The sequence below is a fragment of the Holtiella tumoricola genome, from assembly GCF_027857615.1.
In the GTDB taxonomy this organism is placed as follows: Bacteria; Bacillota; Clostridia; order Lachnospirales; family Cellulosilyticaceae; genus Holtiella; species Holtiella tumoricola.
In genome coordinates, this window is record NZ_JAQIFT010000061.1 from 135,906 (window position 1) to 149,510 (window position 13,605).

Annotated in this window: 10 protein-coding genes; 1 reads left to right on the forward strand and 9 read right to left on the reverse strand. The window is 35.5% G+C overall.

Going from position 1 to position 13,605, the window contains the following annotated elements; all coding sequences use genetic code 11:
- Nucleotides 1-47: 47 nt before the first annotated feature.
- Nucleotides 48-1,058 (reverse strand): lactonase family protein, encoded by a 1,011-nt coding sequence (locus tag PBV87_RS17340; protein ID WP_271013127.1) that lies wholly within the window; start codon nt 1,056-1,058, stop codon nt 48-50.
- Between the two features lie 138 nt (nt 1,059-1,196).
- Between PBV87_RS17340 and PBV87_RS17345 the strand changes: the two genes are divergently transcribed.
- The gene (locus tag PBV87_RS17345; RefSeq protein WP_271013128.1) at nt 1,197-2,273 is read left to right on the forward strand and encodes a hypothetical protein; all 1,077 of its coding nucleotides are present in this window, start codon (nt 1,197-1,199) and stop codon (nt 2,271-2,273) included.
- Between the two features lie 142 nt (nt 2,274-2,415).
- On the opposite strand, the gene PBV87_RS17350 is transcribed toward PBV87_RS17345, so the two are convergent.
- From PBV87_RS17350 to PBV87_RS17385, 8 genes are all read right to left on the reverse strand, one after another.
- Nucleotides 2,416-4,788, reverse strand: coding sequence for a glycogen/starch/alpha-glucan phosphorylase (locus PBV87_RS17350; RefSeq protein WP_301335120.1), 2,373 nt, complete (start codon nt 4,786-4,788; stop codon nt 2,416-2,418).
- The gene (gene malQ, locus PBV87_RS17355) at nt 4,785-6,272 is read right to left on the reverse strand and encodes a 4-alpha-glucanotransferase (RefSeq protein ID WP_271013129.1); all 1,488 of its coding nucleotides are present in this window, start codon (nt 6,270-6,272) and stop codon (nt 4,785-4,787) included. Before malQ ends, PBV87_RS17350 begins: the two co-directional genes overlap by 4 nt.
- 5 nt (nt 6,273-6,277) lie before the next feature.
- Nucleotides 6,278-7,300, reverse strand: a complete 1,023-nt coding sequence (locus PBV87_RS17360; protein ID WP_271013130.1) for a LacI family DNA-binding transcriptional regulator — start codon at nt 7,298-7,300, stop codon at nt 6,278-6,280.
- 5 nt (nt 7,301-7,305) lie between these two features.
- A complete protein-coding gene (locus PBV87_RS17365; protein WP_271013131.1) occupies nt 7,306-8,199 on the reverse strand; it encodes a sugar ABC transporter permease in 894 nt (297 codons plus the stop codon).
- Between the two features lies 1 nt (nt 8,200).
- Entirely contained in the window at nt 8,201-9,136 is a 936-nt protein-coding gene (locus PBV87_RS17370; protein ID WP_053982934.1) for a carbohydrate ABC transporter permease, read from the reverse strand.
- Nucleotides 9,137-9,662: 526 nt separating this feature from the next.
- Complete coding sequence (locus tag PBV87_RS17375; protein ID WP_053982933.1) at nt 9,663-10,949, reverse strand: sugar ABC transporter substrate-binding protein; 1,287 nt, start codon at nt 10,947-10,949, stop codon at nt 9,663-9,665.
- 73 nt (nt 10,950-11,022) lie between these two features.
- A complete protein-coding gene (locus tag PBV87_RS17380) occupies nt 11,023-12,573 on the reverse strand; it encodes an alpha-amylase family glycosyl hydrolase (RefSeq protein ID WP_271013132.1) in 1,551 nt (516 codons plus the stop codon).
- Between the two features lie 128 nt (nt 12,574-12,701).
- A complete protein-coding gene (locus tag PBV87_RS17385; protein ID WP_271013133.1) occupies nt 12,702-13,568 on the reverse strand; it encodes an AraC family transcriptional regulator in 867 nt (288 codons plus the stop codon).
- Nucleotides 13,569-13,605 lie beyond the last annotated feature (37 nt).

Below are 13,605 nucleotides of genomic sequence, written 5' to 3' on the forward strand. Positions count from 1 at the left end.
ACACTACCATTCATTTCTCTTAATTTCTAATTTAGTAAGTATAAATATTAAATCGCCTTAACGAAAGCTGCTTCCTTAAATGGAATCGTTGCAACGACTTCCCCTATCTCACCTACTTCTTGATCAAGTGACTTAATAACCACTTCATTTGAACGTTGATTGCAGATAAGTACATACTTACCATCTAGTGTACAAGTGATAAGTCTTGGCCAATCACCCTCTACAGAGTTAAAGTTCTGTACCTTTAATGTGCCATCTTCTTGTATCTCAAATCCTGCCACATTATTCGCCCCTCTATTCGCTACAAATAGATACTTTCCATTTGGTGTGACAAATGCATTAGCACAATAGCTCTCCCCTGTATACTCCTCTGCTAGTGCACTTAGTTGTTGGATAACCTCAAGTCTTCCCGTTACTGAATCTTGACTTACTACAGTTACTTGATTACTATACTCTCCAGTAATATAAGCTACCGACTTACTAGGATGAAAGACAATATCTCTTGGTCCTATCCCTTTTGTTAGCTGTAAAGCTTCAAAAGCCTCGTTAGAGTGTAGTGTTCCTTGATCTACTTTAAAACAATAAATTTTATCTGTATGAATATTGGTCACATAAAGGTATTCTTCTTTTGCATCTAGCTGAACACAGTGTGCTCTTGAAATGTCCCCTTCACCTTTAGGTAAAGAAATAAAACTCTTGACTCCATGAAATTGCCCTTTCTCTACACCAATACTAAGTACATCCCCTGTTTGATAACATGCACCAAATAAGGCCTTATGAGTAGATGAATAACTTATATGAGCTATACCTCCACCTTCAAACTTTTGCTGTGCAAGTCTCATAAATCCTTGATTATCAAGCTTATAACTCATTAATGGTACTTCATCTTCTACTTCACTCATTGTATAGATAAGAGCACCTTCAATAACTGCATAAGATGGGTTAGCTAAACTTTCTCCAAATACTTCTGTAATACTTTTTGTTTCCTCATTAAACTGATACACTTTAAGTGTTTTTTCTGGTACTGTGCCATATCCTGAAATTAATAATGTATACATGCTAGCTCCTCCATTCCTTTCCTCTTGTTATACCCTAATTTTCATACAAAAGCAATTCTATTTAATTTTTATTGGAATAATTAGAATTTAAAGTTATAATAAAGGTAGATATGTAATTTTTTAGGAGGGGGAATAAAAATGAAACGATGTCCAAATTGTAACTTTCCAAATATAGATAGTGATCGTAACTGCTTTAAATGCGGTTCTTTATTACCTACTGATTCATCACACCAAACCAATCCTGCCATAGAGACTAAAGAGGCAAACCAATCTACAGAGTCAAATACTACTACTGAGAATGTAGACAAGCTATCTGATACAACTACGACCGAAGAGGCTACTCCAAGTACACCTACTAGCAAAGCTACTCAGAAGACAAAGGTCAAAAAACAAGCTACACGCTCCAAGGAATCGACTACTAGTGAAATAACTAAAAGTGATAAAGCGTCTACAGATAAAGAAATAGCAAAAAATGATAAAGTACCTACAAACAAAGAAGCAATCAAAGATGATAATTCATCTACAAGTAAAGAAACTACCAAAGATGATAGTCCATCCATAAATAGAGAAATAACCAATGATAATAAAATATCTACAAATAAAAATGTCTCTAAAGATGCTACTTCAACTGAAAAAGGTGAATTTCATATTTTAAAAGCAAAAATAGAAAGTGATGAACTTATACCTCAACCAAATCCTGTATTTGATTCAAATACAAACATCACAGACTTTATCCGCAAACCTACCCAATCAGATGAGCCTAGTTCATTTGATGATGCTATAGTATCAACTACAAATACAAATCATGGACAAGCTTCTTCTAAAGATGCAACACTTGCTAACCAAGAAGTTGCTGCAACAGGTGTACCACTTCCTACAACACCTGTCCCATCACTTACAACTTCTCCACCAAGACCTGGCACACCTGTACGTATTACACCTAAATATGGCTCTTTAGCTAGACTTAAAGTGATTAGTAAGATTCTTGGTGTACTCTTTGGACTTGCCCTATTTGCCGGTGGAGGCCTTACACTTTATGCGGGCCAAAATATGTTAAGCCTTATCATTTGTGTTGGTTTAGTTGGTCTTGGTATCCTTAACATGTTCCTTGGCTTTGTTATAGGGGCTACACTCGAATGGCTTAACGATGTAGAGTGTAATCAAAGAAAACAAATTGAACTCATCAGTCACGTCTATCATAAAATCAATAATTAACATAATCTTTCAAATAAAAAGTGTAGATACATCCTATGCATGGAGTATCTACACTTTTTTAACTACAATATAATAAGTTAACAATTCTTGACTAATGCTTGCTTTCGTAAACTTTTAATTTGTTCTAAAGGAATACCTATTCTTAACTTATAGGACTAATACCCCAGATTTCACTTGCATATTGCATAATGGTACGATCACTTGAAAATGCTCCGCTATTGGCAATATTCATCAAGCTCATTTGAGCCCATTTCCTTCTATCCTTATAACACTCAAACACTTTATCTTGCATTGCTTTGAAGGCTTTGAAATCAGCTAATAGATAGTATTGATCTGGTCTTTCCCAGTTCTTACCTACTAATAGTGCTTCGTATAAGTCTCTAAAGCATCCTGTATTCGCTGGATCTAATGTACCATCTATAAAGGCATCTAGTACACGTTTTAAATCAGGACTCTTGTCATAGTATTCTTTTGGATTGTAGTTATTTCTAAGGTTATTAATATCTTCTACTCTTAGGCCAAAGATGAAGTTATTCTCCTCACCACTTTCTGCTACAATCTCAACATTTGCACCATCATAAGTCCCAAATGTAGGGGCACCATTAAGCATAAGCTTCATATTTCCTGTACCAGATGCTTCCTTACCTGCTGTTGAGATCTGCTTAGATAAGTCTGCTGCTGGGATAATACGCTCAGCATAAGATACGCTGTAGTTGGTTACAAATACTACCTGAATCTTATCTTTAACCTCTGGCGTTCTATTAATCAAATCTCCTATAGCTAAGATAAGCTTAATAACACTCTTCGCTCTATAGTAACCTGGGAAGGCTTTAGCACCAAAGATAAAGGTTACCTTTGGAATATCTAAGTTTGGATTTTCCTTAAGTCTAAAGTATAAGTCTAAAATATACATGGCATTAAGGAGCTGTCTCTTATACTCATGTAGACGTTTAACTTGAACATCAAAAAGAGAGTTTGGATCTATTTCTATCCCTTCTCTTGCTTTAATACACTCTGCAAGCTGACATTTTTTTGTGTACTTAATACTTTGTAAGCGTTCTAATACTTCATCATCTTCAACAAACTTTGTAAGTTGTTTGAGTAAAGATAAATCCATCATCCACTCATTACTTCCAAGCTTTTCTGTGATCAGACTTGAAAGCTCTTGATTTGCAAGTACTAGCCATCTTCTTGGTGTAATACCATTGGTCTTATTTTGGAACTTATAAGGATAGAGCTCATACCAATGATGAAGCTCTGTATTCTTTAAGATTTCTGTATGCAGCTTAGCAACACCATTGATTGCAAAACCAACGTAGATTGCCATATGTGCCATGTGCACTTTACCCTCTTTGATAATGTGATACATATTGATGCGGTCATCACTGTATCCCTTTTCTCTAAGTTCTTGTACAAGTGCAGCATCGATTTGTTCTATAATTTGATAAATACGCGGAAAAAGCTTTTGCATCAAGTAAGCATCCCATTTTTCTAAGGCTTCTTGTAAAATCGTATGGTTCGTATAAGCAAATACCTTTCTTGCTGTCCCTAGTGCCTTTTCAAAGCTTTCACCTTCTTCATCTACTAAGATACGTATAAACTCTGGAATTGCAAGTACAGGGTGTGTATCATTTAGTTGAACTGCATGCCATTTTGCAAAATCATCAAAAACATTTCCATGACGTCTTTTAAAGTCACGTACCATATCTTGAACAGATGCACTCACTAAAAAGTACTGCTGTCTAAGTCTTAATAACTTCCCTTGTTCTGTAGAGTCATTTGGGTAAAGTACTCTTGTAATATCCTCCGTACGATTCTTTTGCTCTAAAGCTTTATCATACTGTTGGTTGTTGTAAAGGTTAAAATCAAATTCGCATAAAGGCTCTGCCTGCCACAGCCTTAATGTATTGATAGTCGCCCCACCAAATCCAATAATCGGTACATCATAAGGAATAGCTTTAACCTTCATGTCTGAAAAGTTTATATAAACCATATCTGCTTCTTTTCTTATACTCCAAGGGTCACCGTATTTAAGCCATTCATCAGCCTCTTCTACTTGCTCCCCATTTTTGAAGCATTGTTTAAATAGTCCATTACGATATCTAAGCCCATAACCTTGCACAGGTAGATGCATGGTAGCACTAGAGTCCATAAAGCAAGCAGCAAGCCTTCCAAGGCCTCCATTTCCTAGTGCTGCATCTTCCTCCATCTCTTCTACTTCATTCAAATTGATGTTGAGTTCTTTAAGTAAGTCTTTAACTTGATCGTATTCTTGTAAGTTAATTAAGTTATTGCCCAGTGCTCTTCCCATTAAGTATTCCGCTGAAATATAAAAAGCCATTTTTTGTGACTTATAGGCTTTATTCGTAACATACCATCTATCTACAATCTGACTCATAATAGCTGTACTTAATGCACTCCAAACTTCAGCTGTTGTCGCATGTTTTACAGTTTTTCCATAGGTCATTTTACAATACATTTCCATATATTCTTTAATAGATTGTTTTTCGATCATGTTAAGCTCCTTCCGTAAAGCTTTGTTATTTCATTTATATGCATAGATAACTCGTCAGTAAGCACATCTTTTTTCATACGCCATATCCAGTTGCCGCCCATTGTGCCCGGTGTATTCATACGTGCGTTGTCATCAAGTCCTAATACATCCTGCATTTGAGTAAGAGCTAATACACATGTACTTGCCCACGCTCCTCTTATAAATCCTAGGTGATATGTTTCTTTTTCGTCTAGTTTCAAATACTTCTTAGCATATTCTGCTTGTGCTTTATTTTCAGCAGATGCTAACCATCCTCTTATTGTGTTGTTATCATGTGTGCCTGTGTACATAATTGAATTCTTGCCACAATTATGTGGAATATAATCACTCTTACTATCTATATCGAATCCAAACTGGAGAACTTTCATACCTGGATACCCTGTTTCTTCCCTAAACTTCAGGACTTCAGCTGTCATAAACCCTAAATCTTCAGCTATAATATTAAGCTTACCCAAAGCCTTCTCTATTGCATTAAATAGCTTAATACCTGGCCCCTTTACCCATTTGCCACCTTTAGCTGTTTGATCACCATAAGGCACTGCCCAATAGGATTCAAACCCTCTAAAATGATCAATACGAATCACATCATAAAGCTTACTGGCCTCTTGCATTCTATTAATCCACCAAGCATATCCAGTGCGCTCTAAGTAATCCCAATCATATATAGGATTGCCCCATAACTGTCCATCCTCTGTAAAAGCGTCTGGAGGACAACCAGCTACTACTATAGGTTTATGATCTTTGTCTAATCTAAAAACTTCTGGATGTGCCCACACATCACTACTATCTACTGCCACATATATAGGTAGATCCCCTATAATTTGTATATCTAGAGTATTAACATACGCCTTTAATTTATTCCATTGTTTGTAAAATTCATATTGAATAAATGCCCAAAATTCTATTTGTTCTTTTAGTTTTTCTTTGTAATACTTGATCGCTTCAGGTTGTCGTAACCTAATCGGTTCATCCCACTCCAACCAACTCTTATTTCCCATTTCTTCTTTCACAGCCATATAAAGAGTATATTCGTCTAGCCAAGCTTTATTCCTACTTATAAACCCTTCAATTTCTTCATGTAATGTTACTTTAGCTCGTTTGTATGCCTTTTTTAAGACTGGATAGCGTGTATTAAAAAGCTTTCCATAGTCTACTTTTTCACTATTTTCTTCGGGATCTAGTGCTTCTAATTCTTCTTTAGTTAAAAGCCCATCTTGATATAAGGTTGCTAAATCTATGAAATAAGGATTACCAGCGTAGGCTGAAAAGGATTGATAAGGAGAATCCCCATATCCTGTATGCCCTAATGGGAGTATCTGCCAGTATTTTTGTCCGCTTTGTCTCAAAAAGTCAGCAAAAAGGTATGCTGACTTTCCTAGTGTTCCTATTCCATATAACTCCGGCAAAGATGAAATGTGCATTAATATGCCACTTCCTCTATCCATACCTATCACCCCTTAAAATTACATACAGACTTTCTTTCAATTAATCTTGTTTCCAAAATAATATTTTGATTAGCCTCTTTTTCTTCTATTAGTTGTACTAATAGATCAATGCAATCTTCTGCCATTTGCTTTCCAGGTTGCTCAATTGTTGTAAGCGCTGGGGTATAATATTTGCCTATGTTTAAACCATCGAATCCTAATAATGAAATTTCCTTACCTACTGTGAATCCTAAGTCGCTCATTGCTTTCCCTGCACCTATTGCCATAATATCTGAGATAGCAAATAGTACCGTAATCTCTGGCGATGCCGTTAATAATTTCTTTGCACTTTCATAGGCTGGTTCAAAATCATACCCTCCCATTACAATATAATCTTTATTGATAGGTATATGATATTCATCTAATGCCTCCATATAGCCCATTACACGTCGGTTACTGACACCTGCATCAAATTCATCCCCTAGCATAATTGCAATATGTTCATGTCCTTTTTCAATGAGGTACTTTGTGGCTTCATAAGCCGCTTTCTTATTATCTATACATACTCTAGAAAAGAGCTTTGTATTAATCTTCATGTGACTATCTACAGAAGTCAAAACAATAGGAATCTCTATCTCTTCAAAACGCTCTTCCTCTATCTTTGAAAAGTTACCTCCTAGGCAAATGACACCTTGTAGACGCTTTTCCTTGATAAAAGAAATAAGTACTTCTCCCTCATTCCCTCCTAAACTATTGGTATCATAATGATGCAAAATCATGGTGTAACCTATATCATTAATTCCAGTTTCTATGATCTTTAACATTTCAGAGAAAAATGGGTTAAAGATACCTTTTACAAGCACGCCAATATGCTTCATATTATTACTCTTTAAGATTCTTGCACTATTATTAGGTACATAGTTACATTCTTTAATCACTTCTAACACTTTATCTCTTGTTTCTTTTTTTACATCTGGGTGGTTGTTGAGTACCCTAGAAACAGTACTCACGCCCACTCCTGATAATTTTGCTATATCTTTAATGTTCACATCTATCACCCTTTTACAGAGCCCGCTGTTATACCTTTTGCAATATATTTTTGTGATGCCATAAAGAGCACAACAATTGGAAGAGAAGACATAATAGCTGCGGCTGAATATTGAGACCAGTTTGTTGCAAACTTGTCTTTAATAAATTGTTCCATACCTAATGGTAAGGTTAAGTTGGACGGGTCTTTGATTAATGCTGCTGAGTAAATAAATTCACTGTATGGTGCAATAAATGAGAATAAGAAAATAACAATAAGCATATTCCTTGTAAGTGGCAAGATGATCCTTGTAAACACTTGCCATGTAGAAGCACCATCTACTAAAGCAGCCTCACTCAGTTCTTTTGGAATACCATCCATATAACCTTTAAGTAACCAAATATTATAAGCGTTTCCACCACTTATAATTAAGATAAGTACCCATAATTTATCCATTCCTCCAAAACGATAAACGATACCTAATATAGCTGGTAAAGCCATCGTTGTTGGAAAAATTTGAAGAAGCATTAAGGTCATAAGACCATTTCTACGTCCTAAGAATTTTAATTTTGAAAAAGCATAGGCAGCTGGTACTGCCAAACAAAGTTGGATAACTGCTACTGTCGTACATACTATAAGTGAGTTCTTCATCCACTGTAAGAAGTTGGTATCTTGAATAACTTCTTTATAGTTTGATAACGTCCATACCTTTGGGAAGATTGTCTTTTGCACAAATACTTCTCCTCCTGCCATAGATGCAGATACAACTGCTATAACAGGAAATAGTGTAATCAAGATAACAGCCCATATAATAATTCTGCTTGCCCAAGCACCCATTCTATCTCTTTTTGAAATTTCACTTTTGAACTTTGTCTGTCCTTGAACAGCGTTCACTGTTTTTACATTCATTCTTTCTTCCATGTTAATCTACCTCCTTAAACTGGCCAGATGCCCTCATTTGAATAAAGGATATGGTTCCTATTACTAAGAATGTAATAATGCTCAGTGTAGCCGCCATATCATAACGACCAAAGGTAGTTGATAGTTTATAAACTGTTGAAGCTAAAATATCTGTATGCCCTGCAAATTGGCTTCCCAGTCTTGCTGGTCCACCCTTTGTAATAAGGTATGCAGATCCGAAGTTGTTGAAGTTGAATGCGAAAGATGAGATAAGAAGTGGATAAGCTGTCTGTGCAATAGAAGGTAACGTAATCTTAACAAATTGCATCAACTTGCTCGCTCCATCTACTTGTGCCGCTTCGTAGTAATCATCCGGAATAGCACTAATAGCACCCATACATACATTCATCATGTAAGGGAAGCCTAGCCAAATATTTGCAATGAGAATACCTATTCTCGCCCACATCGGACTAATCAGCCATTGAATAGGTTCTTGTATAATATTTAATGTCATTAACATTGAATTGATTGCGCCATAATTAGAGTTAAATAATCCTTGCCATGAAAGAATGGCAACAGTAACTGGAAGTGCCCAAGGTAAGATTAATATCCCCTTATAAAACCCTGCTTCCTTTATATTTTTGTTGCTTAATAATAAGGCTAAAATAAGACCAATAATAAAACATCCCGCTGTTGAAACGACTGCAAACACAATTGTCCATCCAAATACAGGGAAGAAAACATCCTTAAACGGCCCATTGATTGCATCAACAAAGTTCTGGAACCCTACAAAGTTATATTCCCCTTGAGAATATATTGTGTAATCAGTAAATGCGATATAAATAGTATATACTATTGGCAAAAAAGTTAAAATAAAAATAGATATTAAAGCAGGTGCTAAATATTTATACCCTGTCATACTCTTCCTAAACGTAAGCGCTCGCCCTTGTCTACGCATAAAATCCCCCTCCACACTCTTCCTTTTCATTCTTTTACCTTGTACTCTTTTTCCCTTTTCCTTTCTTTTAATAAAGGGGTTATCACACCTTTATCCTCCTCTACTTAGTACGTTTATCATGTAGGTAGGTGGGGGTGGATGCCCACACACAACTATCTACACTCATCTACTTATGAGAGTAATAAAGGGCTATTGCACTTCTTATTCACCCTTTTCCTTTCTTCTAATAAAGGGGTTATCACACCTTTATCCTGCTCTCCTTCGTACGTTTATCATGTAGGTAGGTGGGGGTGGATGCTCCTTAAGCTTCCTTGAGGTAGTACTTAGAATGCGTTAATGAGTGGATGATCAAGGGTTTTAGCCACATGTCTGAGCGCATGCGAGTTTGTGGCGTTCTTGAGCATACCGAATTTACACATTCTTAGTACTATTGAAGAAGAAGCTGTTGGAGTTCCACACACAACTAACTACATCCATCTACTTATGAGGAGAGCACTTAGTGTAATAACCCCTCTTATCTTCCTATTTATTTTTGTTGTGCAATACCTACTGCAATTTGATCTGCAATTGTTTTACCACATGTTGCAGCATCAATTTGACCAGCTGTTAAAAGTTTAATGTTATCAGCAGCTGGTGCCCACATAGCAGCAACTTCTGGAATGTTTGGCATTGGATTAGCATTAACAGCTTGAGCTGCAAAACCTTGTGTATATGCGTCTGCAGATACTTTATCACTATTAAGTACACTTGTTAAAACAGGAATTCTATTGCCCATATCATAAAGTGTTTCCCCTGAGTTTTCACTTAAATATTTAACAAGTTCAAATGCAAGGTCTTGCTTTTCTGATTTAGCACTTACAAAGGCTGTTTGAACGCCTAAGAAAGAAGGTGTTGGGTTTGTTCCCATCTTTGGAAGTGGTGCAATACCAAAGTTCATTCCTGCATCTTTTGCAGCTCCTACATTCCAAGGACCAGAAATATAGAATGCTGTATTGCCTGAAAGGAATTCACCTTTTGCAATATCATCATTGATGTCTGCTGGCATAAAGTTATATTTTGTAATAAGATCTTGAAGGAATTGATAAGATTTAATCGCACCATCATTTCCTAAACCAATATCTGTTGGATCAAGTGTTCCTGCATTATTTTTAAATACATAACCTCCGTTTGCAGCTACGATACCATATGAAAGATAGAAGTCATTTACGTTGTACATAAAGCCTTTTTCCTGAGCTACTGCAATGAGATCATCCCAAGTTTCTGGTGCTTCACTGCATAAGTCTTTGTTATAGAAAAGACCGATTGTTTCTTGAGCAAGAGGTACTGCATATTGTGTACCATTGATTGTAACTGCATCAACAATCGCTTGTGATGCATAAGCACTATTATCAAACTTACCTGCTGGTACTTCTGCAAGTAAACCAGCTTTTTGGAATGTACCTAAGTTATCATGTGGTAAACCAAACATCACGTCTGGACCATTTTTACTATTTGCAGCTTGTAAGAAACCTTGCATATCAGATTGATCTTCTAATACTTTAACTTCTACATTATTTTCTTCTCCCCACTTATTAGCAAGTTCACCAATAGCTGTTACTTCTGGTGAAGTAAGATGAGACCATACTGTAAGTGTTTGTTTTTCAGTTGACTCTTCAGTTTTAGCTGGTTCTTCTGTCTTAGCTGTTTCTTCAGTTTTAGTTGGCTCAGTTGTTGGTGTATCTGTCGTTGCTGGTGCACTACTACATCCAAACATTGTACCTGTTGTTAAAATCATAGCTGTCATTGCAGCTGCGAACTTTATTCTTTTACTCATTAAAATAACCCCCTAGTATTCGTTTTTATTATATAAAAGCCTTGAAGGCTTCTACAGCAGATAAATAGATTGCTTAATTTTGCTTTAATACTATTAATATCTCGCCTGTCTTTAATGTCACTTGGTTGTTATATTGAGTGTCTAATTGCCCTTGGTCATTTAAACTTGAAAATAAAGTCTTATAAGTACCTTCATCAAGTATTATATCCTGCTGTTCATTATTCAAGTTTGCTACTATGTAAATTACTTCATTCTCATAAGCCCTTTTCATTGCAAATACTTTACCATTAGGTGTCTTTACCTCTTCTATATCCCCAATGCTTAATGCTTTATAAGTATTTCGTAAATGAATAATTTCCCTATATAAATGATAAAGCGACCCACTATCTTCTTTTTGAGTATCTAAAGCCACTTTTGCTACATCATTAGTAGAATCTATCCAAGTCGTATTTTGTTCCCTATCTGTTCCACTCCATATAAATGGCTCTCTTATATGCTCATCTGGCTTAGCACCTGTCATGCCGATCTCCTCACCATAATATACAAAAGGTGTACCTGGTAGAGTCAGATAAATAGCAGCTGCTACTTTCATTTTGTCTGTGTCTTCTCTTAATATATTCATTACTCTATTTTGATCATGATTGGTAAGGAACGGTGCAAGGACAAAACTTGCCTTTTCCTCCTTATACATCTCTTCTATCATTTTGTAGTTATAGACTACATTGGATAGACTTCCATTATTAATACCATTTAAAATACTTTCACCTACATTAAAATCAAAGAAAGAATCTAATACACCTGCATATTCACAGATGTTGTAAGGCGCATCCCATACTTCTCCTATTAAGATTGCTTCTGGATTTTGTTCATGGACATACTCTTGAAATCGGTTCCAAAAATCGATATTTTTTTCCTTCTCGTTATAGATCCACTTCGCTGCATCCAACCTGAATCCATCAATATCCATATCTAGATAGTATTTAGCCACTTGCTTCATCTCTTCTTCAACCTTAGGATTATCGTAATTGAGCTCTGGCATACCCTTATCAAACATTGCATAGTACAGTTCTTGCTTTGTTCCATTTCTTGCCCATGCCATTGTTGCCATTGGGGATCTTTCAAACTCCTTACTCATATCTGTGGTCCATATGTAGTAATCTCTGTAAGCACTCTTTTCATCTTTACTTGCCTCTTTAAAATAAGGATGTTGGCTAGATGTATGATTAATGACTAGATCCATTACAACTTTAATATCACGTTTATGTGCTTCTTTAATTAACTCTTTCAAATCCTCTAGTGTTCCATAGTCTTCATCAATCTGATAATAATCTTCCGTATCATATCCATGGTAACTTGTTGCCTTTGTAATTGGCATAAGCCAAAGTCCTCTTATACCTAAATCCTCCAAATAGTCTAGCTTAGCTGTTATGCCTTTTAAATCTCCAATTCCATCATTGTTAGAATCGTTAAATGCCCTTACAAAAATCTCATAAAACACACGACCTTCATAGTTCTTGTAAGCTGTTTCTACTTTTTTAGGCGTCATCACCTTCCATATAAATGCACCAACTAATATTGCTACAATAACAGTACTTCCTAGAAAAATGAGTTTCTTTTTAGGCAATGCCTCACCTCCTGGAATAGACACTGGAATCAGTTCCGGTATCGTTACTATTATTATATATGGATATTCGTACCATTTCAATATATTTTTCTAATTTTTACAATAAATATTATGTTATTTTAAACAATTTATTCTCTGATTTGATTTCTCTTTTGTTTAATATATGCAGAAGGAGCGCTTCCATAGTACTTTTTAAATAGCTTACTGAAGTAGTAAGCATCGTCATAACCTACAGATTTTGCTACTAAATTAATGGGCATATCATGTTTTTCTAATATTTCTTTTGCTTTCTCTAACCTAATTTGAATCAGATAATTAATAGGTGAAGTTCCCGTTTCTTCTTTAAAAATTTTAGAAATATAAACTGGACTTAAATACATGTTTTTAGAAATATTATCAAGAGAAATGTCTTCCATGTAATAAGAACGCATGTAATCAATCAAGCTTTGAACAATTACCTTCTTATCACGGTTTGCAAATTGAGAAGCTTGTAATGATGTTGGTGAACTGCATTCATCCATTTCCCTATAGATAATAAGGATAAGCTTCATCACTAATGCCTTTAAGACAAAGCTATGTCCTAAAGGTCTTAAGCGTTGCTCTTGTTCAATTTCATTACAACACTCCATAAATTCATTTTTATATTTTTGTATAGATACAATAGGCGGCCAGTTCAAAGATTTCATATAGTTAGGGGATGTACAATCTATGTGTAAGTTCCCTATACCTATATGTAGCTCTGTACATGTTGTATTTGCATCTAATAATGCTTGATGATGTACGCCTGGGTTAAATACCATTACATCATCCTTTTTAAGTACGTATTTTTTGTCCTCTATTAAATAGTTCACTTGTCCTGATGTTACAATTGATAATTCTACAAAATCATGATCATGGTAAGTTGTAGGATATAAATTATCTTTATTGGTTACTGCATTTATAATAAATAGAACATGTGGGTTGAACGAATCAATACACTGTATAGGAATTAACATAGCAAACCTCTTCTACTCTCTTTTAAATATCGTTACT

What these genes read in the sequence shown, in the direction of transcription:
- PBV87_RS17340 (WP_271013127.1), bottom strand. Translation starts at nt 1,058, where the DNA reads ATGTATACATTATTAATTTCAGGATATGGCACAGTACCAGAAAAAACA.
- PBV87_RS17385 (WP_271013133.1), bottom strand. Translation starts at nt 13,568, where the DNA reads ATGTTAATTCCTATACAGTGTATTGATTCGTTCAACCCACATGTTCTA.
- PBV87_RS17365 (WP_271013131.1), bottom strand. Translation starts at nt 8,199, where the DNA reads ATGGAAGAAAGAATGAATGTAAAAACAGTGAACGCTGTTCAAGGACAG.
- PBV87_RS17350 (WP_301335120.1), bottom strand. Translation starts at nt 4,788, where the DNA reads ATGATCGAAAAACAATCTATTAAAGAATATATGGAAATGTATTGTAAA.
- malQ (WP_271013129.1), bottom strand. Translation starts at nt 6,272, where the DNA reads ATGGATAGAGGAAGTGGCATATTAATGCACATTTCATCTTTGCCGGAG.
- PBV87_RS17370 (WP_053982934.1), bottom strand. Translation starts at nt 9,136, where the DNA reads ATGCGTAGACAAGGGCGAGCGCTTACGTTTAGGAAGAGTATGACAGGG.
- PBV87_RS17375 (WP_053982933.1), bottom strand. Translation starts at nt 10,949, where the DNA reads ATGAGTAAAAGAATAAAGTTCGCAGCTGCAATGACAGCTATGATTTTA.
- PBV87_RS17345 (WP_271013128.1), top strand. Translation starts at nt 1,197, where the DNA reads ATGAAACGATGTCCAAATTGTAACTTTCCAAATATAGATAGTGATCGT.